The organism is Amycolatopsis pigmentata (assembly GCF_042684065.1).
In the GTDB taxonomy this organism is placed as follows: domain Bacteria; phylum Actinomycetota; class Actinomycetes; order Mycobacteriales; family Pseudonocardiaceae; genus Amycolatopsis_E; species Amycolatopsis_E pigmentata.
The window spans coordinates 403,168-421,516 of the sequence record NZ_JBHUKR010000004.1; the positions used below are offsets into that span (position 1 = coordinate 403,168).

The 18,349-nt window shown below is 65.1% G+C and carries 14 protein-coding genes; 5 read left to right on the plus strand and 9 right to left on the minus strand.

What is annotated here, in order from left to right:
* Positions 1-217 precede the first annotated feature (217 nt).
* Positions 218-6,250: a pentapeptide repeat-containing protein gene (locus ACFSXZ_RS03625; protein ID WP_378261186.1), complete on the minus strand. Its 6,033-nt coding sequence runs from the start codon at positions 6,248-6,250 to the stop codon at positions 218-220.
* A 637-nt stretch (positions 6,251-6,887) separates the two neighbouring features.
* Here ACFSXZ_RS03625 and ACFSXZ_RS03630 point away from each other — a divergent pair.
* Complete coding sequence (locus ACFSXZ_RS03630; protein ID WP_378261188.1) at positions 6,888-7,130, plus strand: hypothetical protein; 243 nt, start codon at positions 6,888-6,890, stop codon at positions 7,128-7,130.
* Between the two features lie 297 nt (positions 7,131-7,427).
* Here ACFSXZ_RS03630 and ACFSXZ_RS03635 read toward each other — a convergent pair whose 3' ends face one another.
* From ACFSXZ_RS03635 to ACFSXZ_RS03665, 7 genes are read right to left on the minus strand one after another with little or no spacing between them, the layout of a single operon-like run.
* Positions 7,428-9,188: a recombinase family protein gene (locus ACFSXZ_RS03635; RefSeq protein WP_378261190.1), complete on the minus strand. Its 1,761-nt coding sequence runs from the start codon at positions 9,186-9,188 to the stop codon at positions 7,428-7,430.
* Positions 9,178-9,342, minus strand: coding sequence for a hypothetical protein (locus ACFSXZ_RS03640; protein ID WP_378261192.1), 165 nt, complete (start codon positions 9,340-9,342; stop codon positions 9,178-9,180). Before ACFSXZ_RS03640 ends, ACFSXZ_RS03635 begins: the two co-directional genes overlap by 11 nt.
* Complete coding sequence (locus tag ACFSXZ_RS03645) at positions 9,339-11,459, minus strand: FtsK/SpoIIIE domain-containing protein (protein WP_378262741.1); 2,121 nt, start codon at positions 11,457-11,459, stop codon at positions 9,339-9,341. The genes ACFSXZ_RS03640 and ACFSXZ_RS03645 overlap by 4 nt, the downstream gene beginning before the upstream one ends.
* Positions 11,460-11,512: 53 nt before the next feature.
* Complete coding sequence (locus tag ACFSXZ_RS03650; RefSeq protein WP_378261194.1) at positions 11,513-12,151, minus strand: hypothetical protein; 639 nt, start codon at positions 12,149-12,151, stop codon at positions 11,513-11,515.
* Positions 12,148-12,480, minus strand: a complete 333-nt coding sequence (locus ACFSXZ_RS03655) for a hypothetical protein (RefSeq protein WP_378261196.1) — start codon at positions 12,478-12,480, stop codon at positions 12,148-12,150. The genes ACFSXZ_RS03650 and ACFSXZ_RS03655 overlap by 4 nt, the downstream gene beginning before the upstream one ends.
* The gene (locus ACFSXZ_RS03660; RefSeq protein ID WP_378261198.1) at positions 12,477-12,824 is read right to left on the minus strand and encodes a WhiB family transcriptional regulator; all 348 of its coding nucleotides are present in this window, start codon (positions 12,822-12,824) and stop codon (positions 12,477-12,479) included. Before ACFSXZ_RS03660 ends, ACFSXZ_RS03655 begins: the two co-directional genes overlap by 4 nt.
* Positions 12,821-13,024, minus strand: a complete 204-nt coding sequence (locus tag ACFSXZ_RS03665; protein WP_378261200.1) for a helix-turn-helix domain-containing protein — start codon at positions 13,022-13,024, stop codon at positions 12,821-12,823. Before ACFSXZ_RS03665 ends, ACFSXZ_RS03660 begins: the two co-directional genes overlap by 4 nt.
* A gap of 160 nt (positions 13,025-13,184) precedes the next feature.
* On the opposite strand from ACFSXZ_RS03665, the gene ACFSXZ_RS03670 reads away from it, so the two are divergent.
* The 3 genes from ACFSXZ_RS03670 to ACFSXZ_RS03680 all read left to right on the plus strand — a co-directional run bounded on the left by ACFSXZ_RS03670 (position 13,185) and on the right by ACFSXZ_RS03680 (position 15,622).
* Complete coding sequence (locus ACFSXZ_RS03670; RefSeq protein WP_378261202.1) at positions 13,185-13,568, plus strand: XRE family transcriptional regulator; 384 nt, start codon at positions 13,185-13,187, stop codon at positions 13,566-13,568.
* A 138-nt stretch (positions 13,569-13,706) separates the two neighbouring features.
* Positions 13,707-15,272, plus strand: a complete 1,566-nt coding sequence (locus tag ACFSXZ_RS03675) for a transcriptional regulator (protein ID WP_378261204.1) — start codon at positions 13,707-13,709, stop codon at positions 15,270-15,272.
* Positions 15,257-15,622 carry a signal peptidase I gene (locus tag ACFSXZ_RS03680; RefSeq protein ID WP_378261206.1) on the plus strand — a complete coding sequence of 122 codons (366 nt, stop codon included), beginning with the start codon at positions 15,257-15,259 and terminating at the stop codon, positions 15,620-15,622. The genes ACFSXZ_RS03675 and ACFSXZ_RS03680 overlap by 16 nt, the downstream gene beginning before the upstream one ends.
* Here ACFSXZ_RS03680 and ACFSXZ_RS03685 read toward each other — a convergent pair.
* On the minus strand, positions 15,611-17,272 hold the full coding sequence (locus ACFSXZ_RS03685; RefSeq protein WP_378261208.1) for a transcriptional regulator: 1,662 nt from the start codon (positions 17,270-17,272) through the stop codon (positions 15,611-15,613). The genes ACFSXZ_RS03680 and ACFSXZ_RS03685 overlap by 12 nt on opposite strands.
* A 430-nt stretch (positions 17,273-17,702) precedes the next feature.
* Between ACFSXZ_RS03685 and ACFSXZ_RS03690 the strand changes: the two genes are divergently transcribed.
* The gene (locus ACFSXZ_RS03690; protein WP_378261210.1) at positions 17,703-18,329 is read left to right on the plus strand and encodes a winged helix-turn-helix domain-containing protein; all 627 of its coding nucleotides are present in this window, start codon (positions 17,703-17,705) and stop codon (positions 18,327-18,329) included.
* Positions 18,330-18,349: the final 20 nt, after the last annotated feature.

Here is an 18,349-nt window from a genome sequence, read left to right on the forward strand (position 1 = left end):
CAGTAGCGAAAAGCTGCGATCAGTTGGGCGAATCCAACCTGCCGGCCTTGTGCACACGGGCTCCCACCTGCAGCGATGCTTTTTTGGGCCCTACAAGGCGAAGCCGACCAGCATGTCGCGATCACACCCGACGGCAACCGGTGGCATCCCGATACCTATTGACTTGCGCGGACGAACTTTCCGGAATGCACAGGGTGGTGGCGCAACGGCCTGCAGCTCAGTACTCTGAGTACCTGCGTAGTTTCTCCCGTTCATGTTCGGTACGGACCCCGTCGAACCGCACGCCCTTGCATCGCAGCGTCAGGTGAAGGCGCTGCACCGCGGACTCCGCACCATCCGAGGTCGGCGAGTTCGATCGGATGGCGGATACACGGGTCACGCAGACCCTGCGGTCCGTACTTCCTGTGATTACCTGATCTTCCGTGTCGAGGAAGATGTCGGTTACGGGACCGTCGTGCATGCGACGCGTCCACTGGGGAGCCACGACGCCGGTATCGGCGGGGTCGATCCGGGTCAGGCTCACCGAGCCGTCACGGTGCCCGGCAGCCAGTAGCACGTAGTCGCTGTCGGCCCGAACGGACAGGCAGGTAACGGCGGGATCAGCGACGGTTATGGCTTGGCGGCCGTCGTCCCCGAGAAGCGACACGACATAGACCGCATCGGGAACAGCGAACGCGAAGAGTCCTTTGTCCAGTTGAGTCCAGGCCATGACGGTTTCATCCACGTGAAGCGTGTCCAGGACCCGCGTGCTGGTCATGTCCAGCCAGGTGATGAGGAGTTCGCCGCTGTCTTTCTCTTCGGTGAACAGTGCATTTCGCGCACCTAGGACCGCCGCCCGACACCTCGAACTCGTCCGGAACGCACAAGGGATGATGGAATCCTCGCGGGTCTCGCTGGACCCGGCGGCTTCCACCGACTCGCCGGGGCCGTCGGCGTCACCTGCCATGTCCAGCACGCTGAGCATGCCCTCTCCGGAGGCCAGCACCCGGCCCATCGGGGTGACCTGTAACTGGTCGGCCTTGTGGTCGAGCGTGACGACTACCTGGGATTCCCAGCCGGCCCCTGGCTGCCTGTGCCATTTGCGCAGCGACCGGTCTTCGTACGCGGCGATGACCCGGTTGCCGTGCAGGGCCGTTACCGCGAGCACTTGGCTGGTCTCTTCTAGGCGGACTCCTTCGAGGTCCGCGCCGGTCAGGTCTGCGTCTTGCAGGTTGGCGTTGTCGAGGTTGGCATACCGGAGCGAGCTTCCCGTGAACCGTGCCCCCTGTAGGTTGGCACTTCGCAGTCGGGCGTGGTCCAGGCGCAGCCCGGACCAGTCCTTCTCCGCCAGGAGACCGCCCGCGCCACGCAGCAGGGTGAAGGCGTTGCCGCCGAGATAGGCGCCGTCATGGTCAGTCGTCGCTGAGCGGGCCAGGTCCTCCAGGACGGCCAGCGCAGCGTCGTCTTGGTGAGACCGCAAGATCGTCGCCACGAAGTGAGCAATCTCCGGCAGCAGCGGCGCAGCACTCAGGATTTGGCGGGCTCGTTGCGCATCTGCGGCCAGGGAACGGGCGATCGATCTGGCGACGAAGTACTCGCGCATGGAGCGGTGGAAGAAGTCGACTGGCCATCGTTCGGGGGTCGGCGCGGGAACAGCCTTGAGCAGCGAGCGGATGCCGACCCGGTTGGCGGCATCGTCCTGGGAGGCTAGTAGGAAGGGCTCTCGCGGTACCGGCTGGTCGCGCATCTCCCACAGCCGTTCGGCGATCTTGCCGCGATCGTCGTCGTGGTAGTCACGCAGGTAAAGGAAAGCCCCGTTGGACTCCTGGAGCCGCAGGGCGACGTCTTCGAGGATTTCCTTAAGGTTCTCGATCAGTTCATGGCTGGTCAGTTCGTCACCGGGATCGGCGAGGAGTTCCCATTTGGTCCGCAGGCTCTTGTTGATGTAAGTGTTGTAAAGGATCATTTCGCTGAACGTGTCACCCGGCAGGTCCCGAAGCGTTTCCTTGATCATCTCCAGGAATAGCGGCTTCGCGGCCAGACCAATTGGGTCATACAGGTTATGCAGGTTGGCCAGCACCCGGGCCGAGGCCGCGTCCGTCGCGAACTGCTCCAGGTACCGTAGCCTCTGGCGGCGGGGTCCGGATGCGATCCGCATGATCTGCGGTTGTCCGAGTCGATCCAGGGTGCGTTTCCAGTCCCGCGAGCCGTCCAGGACGCGTTGCCGAGATGTGACCAGGATCTTTGACCCGGAGAACTCGGTGAGGCACGACCGGATATCCCGCAGGTTGGCCGTGATCGCAGCAGGCGAGAGATCTGCCGACATCTCGTCGAACCCATCGAGTATGACGAGCGTCCTCACCTGCTTGGTGAGCGTGCGCCAGTCGGCGAGCGACGCGCCGACCTCGGCCAGACGTCGCTCCAGCAGGCCGCGGGCCGTGCCTGCCTCCCGAAACTCCCGCAGCGGAATGCGTAGCGGGAACAGTGCGCCGTCCGGCGCGGCACGGAATTCCTCAGCGAGCCACCGTGTAAGGCAGTAGGTGAACACGCTTTTGCCCTCACCGAAGTCCGCGATCAGTAGCATCGGCGCGGCAGCATCATTACTGGCCCAGCCGGTTACCTGATCCATCAGTGTGCCGGCGAGCGGCGCATCGCGATCATCAGCCGCCCTGAGAGGAAGATGACGACTGTAAAGCCGGTCAAAATGGCGGGGGTCCTCATTCACGAAGCAGAACGCACCCGGCTGTTCAAGATAATGCCGCCATACTGCGTCAACCCGCAATCTGGGTGCGAGCCTCTGCCTGATGAGATCGACTACCTCGCCGGAGGCGCTGATCTCCTCCTGAGTTGGCGGCCGACCGTAAACCGCCTCATAAACCGCGGGCTCGAGCGCAAACATCTCGCGGACTCGGGTCTCCGGGCTCCAGATCTGGACAGAGAAGGGGTATTCGCCCTGCTGGTCCCAGGCCTCAAGCATCCCGGGCAATTCGTTGGCGCCATCGTGGTGGGGAGAGATCAGGATCCAGTGGTCGATCTGGATACCGCGATGATGGTACTTCTGTTGCGCGAGTTTTCCCGCGATATCGTCCACCGTCACCCGGCGATTCAGGTTCTTGCATTCGACATGACAACGCACCGCTGGGCTACCCGCCACGGTCCACTCCGTCTCGATGTCATGTCCGAATTGCGTCCCGGTCCCCTGTCTGCGCAGCCTGCCCAGAATTGTATCGGGCTCGACAGTGAAGAACCGTGCGAAGAGGTCGATGGTCGCCTGCTCTAGTAGCGCGCCTGACTGCTGGGGGGACCGGTGTGGAGCGCTGGCTGTGGTCGTCTGTGGCGGGGAGAGGCGGGCTGCCTCGATCACTTGCGTTGTGGCGGAACTGGTTGTCTCTGCCGAGCCGTCCGCAGCTGAAACGTCTTCTGCGAGCAGGGACTGAACGGCACGTCCCATCGACATCGCGGACCAGGCGGCTGCGACGATCTGCCGGTCCGGATCGGGCAAAGTGATGAAGCCAAGTTCCAGCCAGAGCGGTCTGGCCTGCTGAGGATCTTCAGTTGTGAGGCGCGTCAGCCGCTCGTTAGCCTGCAGGTAGTCCCCGGCAGCGGCTAGTGCCCGGATCTCATCGGCTTCTTCAGCCAGTTTGGCGGCTCTGTCCTCCTGGCCGATGTCGATGGTGGACAGGCGGATCAGCAGTACCCGGCCATACTGGTAGAGCCGCTCCAGGTCCGGGTCGCTCCAATCGACGTTCTGCGCTATGAGGTTGTACAGTCGGACGAATCCCTGCAGCGCGTCCTGGAACGACACCCGCTCGTCCGTCCCCATTGCAGCGAATCGATCCAGCGCGGGCTGCAGGTACGGGTACAGTTGAGCGTCCAGTGCTGTATCGGTGGGCTGCGACCTGGCTGGTCCGGCGGAAAGCACGCGGATGAAGGACTCCATCTCAGGGGCGGCCAAGAGGCCATATCCCAAGACCTCGCTCTTTCTGGCGTACAGCAGATTGGGGTCGGGCGACTCGGTGATCGTCGTTTCCAACCAGGGCCGGAATGCGTCATGGATCTCCGCGGCGGTGTTGACGAAGTCCAGGATCCGCACATCATCCTGTGTCTTGAGCGGGTGGATCCGGTTCAGCCGCGACAGGGTTTGCACGGCTGCCACGCCCGCCAGACGCTTGTCCACGTACATCCCGCACAACAGCGGTTGGTCGAATGCGGTCGTGTATTTGTCCACGACAACCAAGATCCGGTACTCTTCCTGCCCGTACGCCGCCGCAGAATCATCAGCCTTCGTGTATCCGAACTGATCCGGCAACTGCGACTCGTGGAACCCGTTGAGCTGCGACGCGGTGAACTGCAGCCCGGAGTGGTGATCGGTCAAATACCCGGAGAAGGCGATCAGCACTCCGAACCCACAGTCGGGCCGCGTACTGTCCGCTTGCATGAGAGCCTGGTACATGTCCAGAGCGTGCTGCCGCCCGCCGCACACGACCATCGCCTTTGCCCGCCCGCCGAGCCGTCTTGCGATCCGGTCGCGAAAGTCTTCGATGATTAACTTTGCCTTCAGCTCCACAGCCGCCGGGTGCAGGTGGTCGAACTGTACGGGTCTCGACCCATCCACTTCCAGATTGGCGCTCTCCGACCGGGCTGACACACGTTGTTCAATCGATTCGTTTCGCAGCCGCCACTTGATCTCGTATGTGACGTAATTGGTGAGCACGTCAAAGATGAATCCCTCCTCTATGGCTTGCCGCATCGAGTACACATGGAACGGCACGTACACCCCCCGCTCGCCGGGACTGCGTGGGTTCACCGCCTCTGAGTCCCACGTGCCGAACAGCTCGAGCGTCCGCGCCGTCGGTGTCGCCGTGAACGCGAAGTACGACAGGGTCGGCCGCGGCCCGCGCATCCGCGTGAAGTACGACGCCTCATCTTCGTCCTCATCAACAACAGCGGTGGCGCCGAGCGCCTGTCTCAGCCGTACGGCGCCGGCGCCGGTCTGGGAAGAATGCGCATCGTTGAGGATCACCGCATACCGCCGCCCGTTCAGTCCGGCCCTCCCGATCTTGTCCACAACGAACGCGTACATCTGCAGAGTACTGATGACGATCTTCGAGGTAGCATCCTCAAGTGCCTCCGCGAGCTGCGTCGAGCCCTCATGGATTCCCTTGACAATGCCGGGCATGTGGTCGAACTGCGAGATCGTCCACTGCAACTGCTCGCTCAGCACGGCCCGGTCGGCGATCACGACGACCTTGTCGAACACAGGTTTTTCGTCGTTATCGAAGAGGGCCGACAACCCGTGCGCCAGCCACGCGATCGTGTTATACGTCCCGGAACCAGCCGAATGCTGAATCAAGTAATTGTTACCCGCCCCATGTTCCCGCGCGTGCGCGACCATCTGGCGCACGGCATGCCACTGGTGGAACCGTGGGAAGATCCCTGTCACCGCGTGCGGGTCGGCCTTCCCGGTACTCGCTATTCCGACATCGAAATGCATGAACCTCTGGAGGATCTCCAGCCAGTTATCTCGCTGCCAGATATCGGTCCAAAGATAAGAAACGGAATAATCGTCACTATGAACGGGTGGTGGATTCCCCGACCCACCCGCCTTACCAGGTCCACTGGTGCCAGCATTGAACGGAAGAAACTGGGTGCCCATCCCCTTCAGTCGCGTAGTGATGAACGCGCGGTCCGGATCGACTGCGAAGTGCACGAGGGTGCGCCTGGCGAAGAACAGGTCGTCAGGGTCGCGCTGCCGGTACTGAGCGAGGGCATGCCCTGCATCCTGTCCGGCGCCGGCGTTCTTCAGTTCGATAGTGGCAGTGGGCAGGCCGTTGACGAACAGCGCCAGGTCGACGGACTGGTCGGGATCGCGATGACTGAAACGCAACTGCCGCACGACACCGAGGACGTTCGCGTTGTACTTCTCCAGCAGGTCGTCAGCGAAGGCGAGCCCGGGCCGGAAATACGCGAGGGCTATCCGCACCCCCCTGTCTTCCACACCCTCCCGGAGCACATCAAGGACCCCGCGCGAGTCGATTTCGCTGCCGACGTGCACGGCGAACTGCCGCATGGCTGTGTCTTGGTCCCCGCCATAGAGTTCCAGGAGCCTGTACCAGGGCTTGGCTTGGGTCTTGACGACGAACTCCCACAGCGCACCGGTGTCAATACCCAGTTCGGCGTCGTATCCCCCGGTCGCCGCGTCCCAGCCGCGTTGCAGTAGCTCGTGCTCGACCCGCTCCTCAAACCGCCCAGTCTGTGTTCCAGGGCTCATGCGGCCACCTTCGCGTTCGCCGGAACTGTCGCGGAAACACTACCGGGCGTCCTGACGTCGACATCTGCTGGCAGCGGTCATCGTCGACCTTCCCGGTGATCAGCCCCGGTCCGCAAACCGGGCCAATGTTGGCGCGTCGATCGGGAAGAAACGCCTATGCTCGCCGTAGTCCCAGAGCCCGTGTCCCGTGTTGACTACCGTCGGGCGGTCAACACCGGCATTAATCGACGCGGTTGTTTAGGACGGCGCGCGCCGGATGCTGATCGAAGCGGTCCAGACCGAGGTCAAAGCCACAAAGATCCGCAGCCGGAGCCGCCCTACATCCTCCTCGGCCATGCGCCACCGCGTGGCATCCCAGCCCGGTTGACGGCCTCCGGGCGGTCGGGACGGCTCGCTGGACCGTCGTACAAGCCGGTTCGGCGCAGGAAGCCAAGACCGTCTCGCGGCTGGCGGACATACGGCCGTCCTCGTCTGTCACGGCAGGCTTTCCGATGGGACAGGTCACTACCTCGAACTCGATGCCGACACGTGGCTGCGGCCGACCCACATCCTGACGGGTGCTCCCCCAGAACGCCTGTATCTGATCGCCTGCTGGGGCGGCGGCATTCCAGGCCAAGCGACAACCGATCCCGTCACCGTGGCTACGCTCGCCCTCGCGCGGGGATCCACGGAGGTATTGGCCACCGTCGGGGAATACGGAGACACCCCCGTCGGCGACCAGTTCGCCCAATGGGTCCTCGAATCACTCGGCTCAACCGGCACCCCGGCCAGCAGCGCAGTCCATACCGCGATCAATCGGATCATGGCAGCACCCAGTATCAGAAGCTATCCCATCCGTGACTGGGCACCGCTGCTGCCCATCGGCACCTTCCAAGCCTGACTCCATGCCAACCCGCTGTGACGCCGACGCCCCGCTCGACAACTGGGCGATAAAGGCGCCGCGCACGAGACCGCGCAACGGCAACCGGAACCCGAAATCTCAGGAATGGCCTTCTGGCGGGTTCCCTGTCAAGCCGATCGGGTGTCCGCGCCGTACCGGCCGACAGTTCGGTCAATCACAGCCCGACCGGCTGGACAAGTGGGGCAGGTTAGTCCTCCAGCCAGACTTCGTGGGGGCACAACCGCACACGTCACCGGAGTTGCAGGTCAACGGCGTGAACCAGGTTGGGAATGTGGTTCAACTCGGGCCTCGGACACCGGTACTAACCCTACGGGCCGGATGGATCGTCACATCCACGGCCCGTTCTTCTGCTTGGTAGATCATCTCCAGGGCCAGGTCCTCGTAGAAGTCCTGGAGTTTCTCCGGGCTGACACTGTTGAGCGCCCGGCCTCGGTCACTGAGCGAATCGATCCGCGCGTACACCTCGGCGACGTCGGCCGTTGCCCGCTCCGGCGCCTGCTCCAGCTCGTTCCGCGCGGCGGCTCTCTGAGCCTGGGCGTCGTTGATCGCCTCGACGAGCGCAGTCGGTTCGACCCCAGCTTCGATCGCCGCGCGTAGCCGCCTCAGCTTCGACTCGGCAGCGTCGAGCCGCTTCTTCGCCGCGTCGTGCATGCTGGCCTCGACCGCGCCGCCCTGAGACTCGACCAGCGCGGCCACCGTCTGATCGACATTCTCGTGAGCGAACAGCCCGCCGAGCCACGCGTTCAGGCCTTCGACCACCGACGCTTCCGGCAGGTAGACGTTCTTGGGGTGCCCGTCGAGAGCGGGTGAACCGGGGACCAGCGTGCGCGCGGCGCATCGGTAGTAGGTGCGGTTCTGCCTTGGCGTGCCCTCCATGCGCCGGGTGCAGTACCCGCACCGCACTCGGCCCCGCAGCGGGTAGGCGCGCTTGGTCGACTTCTTTGGGCCGCGCTCCAGCTTCCGCCGAGCCTCCAGCCCGCCAGCCGCTCGCGACCGGCGAAGTAGCTGCACCTCCGTGAAGACCTCGACGGAAATGATCTCCGGGTGTGCCTGTGTCCTCGACCGCACCACCCGATCAGGGGCCGACCGCCGGAACCTCACCACATGACCGGCCGCTACGTCCTCCGGGTCGAGCAACGTCTCATGCTTGGTCCAGCGCCCGAAGAAGGCGAACCCCGTGTACTTGGGGTTCTCCAGGATTGACCGGACCGTGCTCCCCTGCCAGCCGTCGGCCAACCGGTGCCGGTTCTGGTCCGGTCGTCGAGCCGAGGGACATGGCACGCCGTCGCGGTTGAGCCCGTTCGCTATCGCCCGGTCACCCTTGCCGCTCAGGTACTCGGCGAAGATCCGCCGAACGATCTCGGCTGATGGCTCGTCGATCGCCAGCACCCGCAACCGGTACCCCTCGGCCGCCTTACGCGGATTGGGGTGCGGCCCACCGTCCACCACCGTGTAGCCGTAGGGAGCCCGGCCGCCCTGGTGCCGACCCTCATTCACCACTTGCGAGTCCATCGCCGCGCGGACCCTCGCCTGAACGTGCTGACGCTCCGATTCACTCATCCCACCCAGAACGCTCATCAACATCTTGTGCGACGGATTCCGCGCGTCGAACTTCCCGCCCAGTTCCGGCACCCACAGATCCACTCCATAGGCCGCGAACTTCGGCGCGATGAGCGAGAACTGATTGCCGAACCAACACCGAGTCCCCTCCCCCACCACCACCGCATCCCATCCCCGAGTCGGGTCCTTGAGCGCCGCCAGCAACCGGGAGGCTTCCGCTCGACGCTCCCAGGGCACGGAGCGGGATTGACCGATGTCGAAGAAGTCGGCCGCGACCGTCCCGCCGAGCGGTTCGATGAACTTCCGGGCATTGCCGAGTTGCCAGCCGTGCGAGGTCTCCGGGTCCTGGTTGTCCTCGGTCGAGCACCGGCCGTAGAACGCGACCGGCCCGATACCCTCGTCGACGGCCTCGACTACCTCGACGCCGAGCAAGTCGTCCAGCGTCGCCCACGGGTCATGGTTGATTTCAGCAGTCATCAGACCCCCTCTCCTGAGGCCCGTCCAGGGCCTCGACCTCGGTCAGCTCCATCAGTATGTCAAGCAGTATGCGCGCCGCACGCTTTGACAGCACGGGAAGTTCATCCGGAACGCGCACCGTGATCTTCTCCCCTGCCTTGTCCTGGCCGCTCATGACGGCTCGACCTCTGCGTCCGGCGCACTGTTGATTTCGTCATCCGCCTGCTCGATCGCCGCCCGGATGTCGGCCGTGAGGTAGCCGCGTACTCGCCGAGCCTCACCGTCCTCCGTCTGGACGTACTGCCGGATCGGGCGACACCCCAACTCCCCCATCTGACGAGCGAACACGCTCGGCTCGATCTCCAGCGCCTCGACCAGTTCGGCCGTGGGCACGAACTCCCGTTCGTCGATCCCCTCGGCGAGATGCCGGACCACGGCCGCCAACGGTTCCGGCAACTCGACCGGTCGAGCGCCGCCGCTGCCCGTGCCGAGTGCCTTGACCACGGCCGCCGAGTCGATCGCGCGTGTCGTGTCGTCGCCGGCCGCGTGACCGGACAAGGTTCCGGCCGCCTCCCGCAACGCGCGGCTCCGTGCACAGATCGCCTGCCAATCCGGGTTGGCCATGTAGTAGGTCCACACCGTCATGGCCAGCGAGTCAGCCCCGGCGTCCGTGTCGCCGTCCGGTCGCAGGATGCCGACGCCCTTGTGGCTCGGCAGTAACGCCGACGCGTCGAATCCCCGGGTGTTCATCTGTTCGCCGAGCACGATGTTCGAGTCTCGCCAGTCCATCACCCGCAGCGCGAACCGCGACCCGAGCACCGACCGCAGACGAGAGGGGATCGTCTGCGAGTCCGGCCGTTGCGTGGCGAGGATGACCACGATCCCGGCCGCCGGTCCCTTCCGAGCGAGGTAGGCGAGAAGGTCCACAATGTACTCGCCTAGCGTTGTCTTTTTCCCACCTACCAACATCTTCGTCGGGTTCTCTAGGAAGACCTGAACCTCGTCTATGATCACGGCCGTGATCGGCATGTTCAGTCCAGGATCACGCGAGATAGCCGGGGTGATCTTCGACTCCGGACACACGTCATCGTCCAGCTCGGCCATCCGCGCGTAGCGCGCCTGCACCTCCGCGACCAACTCGACCAGGTGATCACGTACGGCCTCGGCGTGTTCCAGGCCGTCACCACAAACGAACCGATGCGCCACATCCTCGACGGCCTTCCAGTCCTTACCGCCCTTGCCATCGAAGACATACAGCCGCGTGTAAGCGTCGAGAATCAGCCCTGCCGCCGCCAGCCGAGCCGCCATTGTCTTGCCCTGCCTCGGGATCGCACCGACGAGCAGCGACGTCCACACCAACGGCAGGTCTATCCGACGCTGACGCGCGTCCCGCCCGAACGGCACCGGCCGCCACGCATCCCACCACTCGACATCGAGCAGCGGTGTCCGCAACGGCGGACCGGCATACGGGTCCTCATCGGCCACCCACAGGAACACCCGCCCGGCGTGACCGCCCCGGCCACGTACGCGCTCGACAATCAGTTGCACCTCATCGACCGCCAGCGCCGACGCGAGCGCGTCGCGATGCTTGATCACGTCGGCTGCCTTGCGAGTCGCTGGCAGGTCGACCGTGACCGCCCACCCGTCGCCGATCCGCGCGGCCCGCTCGACCAGGCGAAGCGTCTCGTCCTTGCCGATCAGCTTCGCGTCGCGGAAGGCATCGACCAGCACCTGAGGGTCCATCGTCCACGTCAGCGTCCGCGGACCCGCCAACACCGCCTTACGCCCTGGCGCTCCGTCCTTCCGGCGACCAGCCACCGCCAGCACCACCGAGCCGACACCCGCCATGATCCACAGAACGACTTCGCCGTCCAGGAGATCACCGACCAACAGCACCGCCGCCACGGTGACCACAACCGCCCCGCTCACCTTCCACCGGAACAGCGTCAGCGCCCGAATCTCAACGAACTTGTCCGCCAGCTTCTCGGACTGCTCGGCCGCCTCCCGGTAGTCATGCACCCGCACCCACTGACGCCACGCGCGAACCATGACCACCGCGCCCCGGCCGACCGCACTCACGAACCGGAACGGAGACCGCAGCAACCACCCGAGCGCATCCCGGCTGCTTTGCTGCAACGCCTGCCGAGACTTGAACGCGACCGGCACCAGCCGTGAACGCTGCCACCGTCGCGCGAGCCGCTGGCGGAACGTCCGCCGCCGCGCCACCGGCCAATCGTCGACGAGTTCGGCGTCATACACAGGCTCGGCAGGCTCGACCTCCCGGCCCGGCACGGCCACGGGAGCATCACCGTTCACGGCAGGGTTCACGTCATCCGCCGAAGCGTTCACGGCCGCGCCCCCTTCTCTCCGCGCAGCTCAGCAGCCAAGCGGGAAGACAAGCCGCGCGAGCAGCCGGTCACCTCGCGCACCCAGGCCGGCGTCACCGTCGTGCCCGGCTCATAGGCCGCGCGAGCCACCGCGAGATAGTCCGAAAAGGACGTTCGCCGAGTCGCCTCCGGCGCGTTCATGAACGCCACCGAAACGGCCTCACCCAACTTGTCCCGAAGATCGGTCACCGCCTCGGCCGCGACGAACACGACCAATGGCGGAACCGAGTGCAGCACCACGAGCGCGGGTGAGTGCTCAGCGAACGCCTCCCACGTGTTCATCACGTACGTAGACCCGAGCGTGAACCACTTCGCCGCCCGCACCCACCCACCGGTCCGGACGCCGTATCGTGCGGTGACCTGCTCGGCCCGAAGGATCGCCAGTAGCACCAGCGACACCATCGGGTCGAGCAGCCACGCCCCGCACCACCGCAGCGACCACGGCCGCGCGCCCGCCGCCGCGAACTGCTGGACATTGGTCATCGTGAACGCCAGCCCGAGCAGAATTCCCGTCCAGCACAAGCGATCCACCTCGACCGCGACCCGCTCGACCGGCTCGGCCTCGCCCGGCCGCGCACCCTTCACGCGTCCGCTCATCGCCGACCACCCCGCCGCCGTGGCATGTCGTAGGTGGTCACCGTCATCGCGCGAGTCAGCGTGTAGGACGCGAACAGCGCAGGCACGCCGAGCACCGCCAGCAGCAGCCAACCGCCACCCGCACGACTGATTACCACCCACTGAACGCCGACGATCAACCCCGCCGTGAACAACACCCGCCCCGCCAGCGACATGAACCGCGCGCCACTCCGAGCCGCCTCGGCCGTCGCCTTCGCTCGACGAGCACCCGCCCGCCAGACGGACAGCAGGGTCACTAGCACGCCGACACCGGCCATGACCTGAACCGGGCTCAAACTGATCATGTTCATCGCCTCGGCCCTCCAGCGCGCTCGCCGCGCTTCAGCCAGTGCAGATACAGCGTCCGCCGGTCCTCGTCCGGCATCGCGCCCCACACGCCGACGGTCTCTTCACCGGCCGTGCGCAACTCCAGCTCCAGACACTCGTCCAGCACCGGACACCCGGCACAGAACCGAGCGGCCAACTCCCGATCCGGCGTGTCGATGCCGACCAGTCCGGGCGGCTCGCCCTCGCAGTACGCCCAGAAACACAACCCGTCGCGCCTGACGATCTCGTCTAGCTCGCCGGTCGGCACCCACCGGAGCCGGTCAAGCTGCCACGCGATGCCGACCAAACGGCGGTCTTCCGGAGTCATCGTGCACCCCCTGAACCGTCGTCGGCCCGCGAACCGAGCAGCCGAACAAGCGCGCTGCTCGACACGAGCACCCGCCCGTTGCGCGATACCGCCCGCAGCGTGCCGAGCCGGATCGCGCGAGAGACGCGCGCCTGTTCGATGCCGAGAATCCAGGCCGTTTCGCGAATCGTGTAATACGTCGGTCGACTGGTTTTGGACATGGAAGTACCCATGGTGAAAGTCCTTTGGTTGTTGATTTCAATACTCAGATGTTGATTTCAGCTTTCAGAAGTGCGCGACTGAGGCATTAACCGCCGCGTCGCACCGCGCTATGGAGCGGAACCGCTAACCTCATCGCCGAGGCGGAGCGCGGAGGAATGGATGTCGGAAGATTGGGCGGCAGTCGCCAAGGCCATCAACGAGCGCGTGAACGAGCTCGGATGGCTTCAGCGCGAACTCGCCAAGCGCTCGAACGTCTCGCAAGCCGTCGTCCGCGAGATCCAGCACCACGTCGTTGAGCGCCGCCGCAGCCCGCGGACCCTGGAATCCCTGTCCATCGCCCTTGGCTGGCACCCCAAGCACCTCGACGCCGTGTTGCACCACCGCCGGCCACCGAAGCCCGACGAGCCGGTCACCGACCAGGGCGACACCGTGTGGTCCCGCTTGTCCGCACTCGAAGGCCGCATGGACGAGATCACCGACCGTCTCGACGACCTGAAAGCCGACCTCGCCACGGTGATCGACCTTGTCCGCCGGAAGCGGTAGCGCCTTGTCTTTGGGGAGCTTTTCCATGCCGTTAATTCCACTGCGAATCCGGCCCGGAACCCATGCATCACCAGCGCAGATCGCGTGCAGAACCAGTGCAGGTCCAATGCATAACGTCATTTCGGGGGCCACGACGACATGAATTTGGTGAGCGGCTGGACGAGTCAAACGGCGTGCGCGCTGCAAGCCGCTTTACGGCTGAGCAACGAATCCTTCGCCGAACACTTGGGCATCGGCGTCCGTACCGTTGCCGCATGGCATCAAAAACCAACCCTGCGCCCGAAATCCGAGATGCAACAGCTTCTCGACACAGCCTTCGAGCAAGCGCCACCAGCCGCGAAAGAGCGCTTCGCCGCGCTGGTCGGAAACCCCGAACCTCCAGCGCAAGCCACCAAGGCCACCGACGCCGAGCAGCGGCTCAGCGCCGACCCGAGCATCAGCGCCGCGCTTGACTGGCTCGACAAACACACCGGCTGGCCCGCCGGATCAGCTCGACGCGACGTCGCCGCACGGCTCGCCAGCCTTGACGTCCACGAACTGAAAGACCGAGCAGCCCGCCGAAGCCGAGTCAATCAGCGCCAGGTCGCAGACGCTCTCCGGCAGTACTACCCGCACCACCCCGATGGTTTCGGCTACTACACCGCCCGGCACGTCGGCCCCGACGCCGTAACCAGCATCCTCACGCGTCCCGAATGGCTCGACCTCGAGTGCCCGCTGATCGTCGGCCACGACAGCCTCACGCTGTCCGGCGCCGCAGAGCAGGACCTCACCCTCGACGACCAAGCCGCCGGACGCGCGGCCCAACGCCTCGCCGAAACACTCGCCCTCAGAACACGTCTCGTGGACATGCCGCTGTACCGGCTCACCGGTATCGACGTTGGCCACGGCACGATCAGCGGTTCTCTTGGCATCAGCCGCTTCATCCGGTACGCACTGACCATGGACCTGCTCGAAGGCGAGTTGGTCGACTCCCTCGCCGCCGGCCAGCTCCCCCAGCCCGGCTCGTCCCCGCTCCGCGACCGGCACCTACCTGACGTCTCGGCCGTCCTCGACGTCTCAAACCGACTGTGTGCCGGGGGAACCCTCGCTCTCTGCGCCATCGCCCGCCCGGCCGACCCGTTTCGCGGCCCGGCGGATTACGTGCTCCTGATGCAGGAACGGTCCGCCCACGTCGTCAACGCCGCGCGCCAACTGGCCGTCATCCCGAAGGGCTTCCACCAACCGCTGACCGACTACCGCGCGGACGCTCGGATCGGCGCGACGCTTCGCCGCGAGATGGAAGAAGAGTTGTTCGGCCGCGACGACATCGACAACACGGTGTCCCATCAGCGCGTTGCCGACCCAATGCACCCGAGCCGCCTGTCCGAACCGATGCGCTGGCTGATGGAAGAACCCGGCCGGCTGAGAATCGAGTGCACCGGCTTGGGGCTGAACCTGGTCAGCGGCAACTACGAGTTTCCCGCTCTCATCGTCATCGACGACGAGCAGTTCTGGACGCGCTACGGCGGGGTGATCGAGGCCAACTGGGAGTCCTCGACGCTCCGGCAGTACTCGACCCTCGACCGGCCCCTGCTGACCGAGTTGATCAGCGATGTAGCGTGGAGCAACGAAGGACTATTCGCCCTGCTCCAGGGCTTGCGGCGGCTCGAAAGGATCGGCGGGGACCGGGTGAACCTGCCGACGATCGAATGGGAGATTTCGTAGTGGGCGCCCAGTGGCACAGCGGCAACGCCGCCGACGACGGCCTAGACACGCGGGGGTGGCTCGTCGGCCACTTCATCAACCCGCCCGACGATGTCCGCTCGACGAAGGACGTTGAGGTCAAGTGGGGCATCCATCCGGCCGGAGACAAGCGCCCCGACTGGACATCCGACGACCAGCGGACGACTCTACTGCTGCTCGTCCAAGGCACGTTCCGGATTGACCTCACCGAGGGCAGCGTCACCATGCAACGGCAGGGCGATTACGTCATGTGGGGACCGGGCATCGATCACTCCTGGGAAGCGATCACGGATGCCGTCGTGATCACGGTCCGCTGGCCGTCATCCGCGTAACTCGTCCAGATCGACGACCGGCAGGTTGACGCGCTCCCCGCCGATCTCCGCAAGCCGCCGAAACCCTTGCAGCAGCGCGAAAAGCCCTTCGTTGCTCCAGGTCTCGTCCGTGGCCAACTGGCCGGTCAGCTCACGGTCCAAACTGGAGTAGACCCGCAGTCCGGCCGACTCCCAGTTGGCCTCGACGTGTCCGCCGTAGAGCGGCCAAAACTCCTCGTCCTCGATCACGATGAGCCCGGCGAACTCGTAGTTGCCGCTGACCAGGTTGAGCCCGAACCCCGTGCACTCGATCCTCAACCGGTCGGGTTGTTCCATCAGCCACCGCATCGGTTCGGACAACCGGTGTGGATGCATCGGCGCAGCCGCGCGCTGCCCGCCGAGCGTGCTGTCCACCTCGCTACGCCCGAACAACTCTTCTTCCATCTCCCGCAGCAACGTCGACCGGATCGACACGTCCGCGCGAACGTCCTTCAACGGCTGATGGAACGCCTTCGGGATCACCGACAGTCGGCCCGCCGAGTTGAGCACGCTCCCGGATCGCTCCTGCACCAGAAGCGCGTAATCGGCCTTGCCCCGGTACGGGTCGGCCGGTCGGGCAATCGCACACAACGCCAGCGCGCCCCCGGCGCACAACCGCCCCGACACGTCGAAGACCGAATTCAGATCCGGTAGGTACCGGCCGCGTAGCGGCAACTCGTCACGCCGAACCTCGCCGACCGTGGCCAACGCGTCGACCAACTCGCCTTCGAGCAGATCCGCCGTCAGCGCGTACTCGATGAACGGCGCCACGCCGAGCGCACCCGACAATGAGCCCTGCTCCACACCGATGTCCAGCAGCCGGTAGACCTGCGAATCGGTCACCCGCACGCCCAACGCGACCGCCTCGGCAAGTCGGTCCACCGCACGCCGCGCCCCGATGTCGTCGAGCATCCCGCTGCCGTGCTCCGTGCTGACCAGCTCCAACCGCTCATGCTCGGCAGTGAGCGGACACGCAAGATCGAGCCAGCCAGGCCGGGTGACCACACTCGTCGACATCAGCCGACCGTCGCACCGCACTCGATACGGCTCGTGCCCCGGTAGCTGATCGCCGTAGTAGCTCCACAGGGCACGCGCAACCTCACCACGGCCGACGCGGGCACGCCGAGCCCGCCGATCGAGCGTGCTGCCCGGGTCCGATTTCCCCGCCCGCGCGCTGACCTTCCGCCGCGCGGTGTCCGGAATCCACCCCGCGCGCTGGTCCAACCACTCGAAAGCTGACCCCAGGGTCACAGCGGGCCGAGCCGCCTCCGCTTCCTTCGGCCGGTCGACCCGACGCAGTACCGAACCTCGCCTGGTCTCGGCCTGCTCCCCGGATGACTCCTCAGGAGGTTTCAAGAGATCGTCAACGCTGAGTCCGAAGATCCTTTCGAGCAGCCGCGCGTTCGCCGGTCGAAGCTCACCCAACGGCGCCCCCTTCGTCCCGCGACCAGCAACCAGCCGTTTCAGATGCCGATAGCTCAGCGTGCCGCGCTCGCCATGCTCACGGGCGAAGACCTCGGCGAATTCGACAAACTCTTCGAGCGTCAACCGGCGCTCCCTGATCTTCTGCTCAAGCACAGTACGGAACCGGCCCGTTGGCCGGTCGAGCTGTTCACGCGCTGATACGGACATGATTTCAGTGTGTCACACGTCACCTACTAGCCAGCGGTCCAGGATAACGACAGAACACCGACTCCCCGTCCGTCCCTGACAAGCGTCCCTGTCTTAGGCGCCCGGACACGTATACGGGACGCGCGGGACAGCCTCTCGCACGCCGTCCCATGCTCCAACGGCACACGAATTCCCAGGTCGGCGACCCATTCACCCGTCCCAACCAACCTGTCCCGAATCAGCCACAGGGGGACGGGGCAGGACAGCGCCGGCCCACTGCCGAACGCTCCGAGCCTGGCCCTGCCGTCGCTTCTCGGGCCTCACCGCGTCCCGCCGCCATACGGCCCGACCATGGCCTACTCATGTCATCCCCGCTGCCGTCTGTCGTCGGAAAGCTGATCTTCGTCTTCACCACCTACACCCACCCACCCACGACGAGGGAGCTTCTTAGATGACGACGCTTGTGATGGCCCGCCCCCGGCAAGGAACGGTCGGCGAACGAGAGCGAATGGTCCACCTCTTTGAGGTCGACCATCACGAAATCACGAACGGTCACTTGGCTGCACTATGTAGCAAGCGGTTCAACCTAGCAGAACTCGAATTTCTCAACGAAGTAACTGGTATGCCCTGCGAGGTATGCCTGAGTCGAGCACCGCGCCCAACCCACTACCGTGAACTCTTTGAGCTCGAAAGTAACACTGTTCTCAACCGGATTGACGATTGCGAGCCGCCACGAAACGCCAGCACGCACGATGACGGGTCGTCACCTGGTGAGCCGAACCCTGGCGTCGCGCCCGATACGGACTCGATCGCTGACGAGACACGGGGATGGAACTCCCGCGAGTTCGACCTCAACGGCAATCCCCTGCGCTACCGCTACGAAATGCTGGCTGATCACCTCGCGCGCATGATCATTGGGGGCGAAATACCGCCGAACAAACGACTACCAGCAGAACCCCGCCTCGCAAACGAGTACGGCGTTTCACTCGGCACGGCTCGGCGCGCGATCGAAGAACTACGACTACGCGGGCTCGTCTGCACGCTGCGATCCAAAGGAACCTTCGTCCTGCCTGTTTAAAGGAAATACCAGCAATACCA

What these genes read in the sequence shown, in the direction of transcription:
- ACFSXZ_RS03675 (WP_378261204.1), top strand. Translation starts at nt 13,707, where the DNA reads ATGAATTTGGTGAGCGGCTGGACGAGTCAAACGGCGTGCGCGCTGCAA.
- ACFSXZ_RS03625 (WP_378261186.1), bottom strand. Translation starts at nt 6,250, where the DNA reads ATGAGCCCTGGAACACAGACTGGGCGGTTTGAGGAGCGGGTCGAGCAC.
- ACFSXZ_RS03680 (WP_378261206.1), top strand. Translation starts at nt 15,257, where the DNA reads ATGGGAGATTTCGTAGTGGGCGCCCAGTGGCACAGCGGCAACGCCGCC.
- ACFSXZ_RS03665 (WP_378261200.1), bottom strand. Translation starts at nt 13,024, where the DNA reads ATGTCCAAAACCAGTCGACCGACGTATTACACGATTCGCGAAACGGCC.
- ACFSXZ_RS03660 (WP_378261198.1), bottom strand. Translation starts at nt 12,824, where the DNA reads ATGACTCCGGAAGACCGCCGTTTGGTCGGCATCGCGTGGCAGCTTGAC.
- ACFSXZ_RS03635 (WP_378261190.1), bottom strand. Translation starts at nt 9,188, where the DNA reads ATGACTGCTGAAATCAACCATGACCCGTGGGCGACGCTGGACGACTTG.
- ACFSXZ_RS03640 (WP_378261192.1), bottom strand. Translation starts at nt 9,342, where the DNA reads ATGAGCGGCCAGGACAAGGCAGGGGAGAAGATCACGGTGCGCGTTCCG.
- ACFSXZ_RS03650 (WP_378261194.1), bottom strand. Translation starts at nt 12,151, where the DNA reads ATGAGCGGACGCGTGAAGGGTGCGCGGCCGGGCGAGGCCGAGCCGGTC.
- ACFSXZ_RS03685 (WP_378261208.1), bottom strand. Translation starts at nt 17,272, where the DNA reads ATGTCCGTATCAGCGCGTGAACAGCTCGACCGGCCAACGGGCCGGTTC.
- ACFSXZ_RS03655 (WP_378261196.1), bottom strand. Translation starts at nt 12,480, where the DNA reads ATGAACATGATCAGTTTGAGCCCGGTTCAGGTCATGGCCGGTGTCGGC.
- ACFSXZ_RS03690 (WP_378261210.1), top strand. Translation starts at nt 17,703, where the DNA reads ATGACGACGCTTGTGATGGCCCGCCCCCGGCAAGGAACGGTCGGCGAA.
- ACFSXZ_RS03670 (WP_378261202.1), top strand. Translation starts at nt 13,185, where the DNA reads ATGTCGGAAGATTGGGCGGCAGTCGCCAAGGCCATCAACGAGCGCGTG.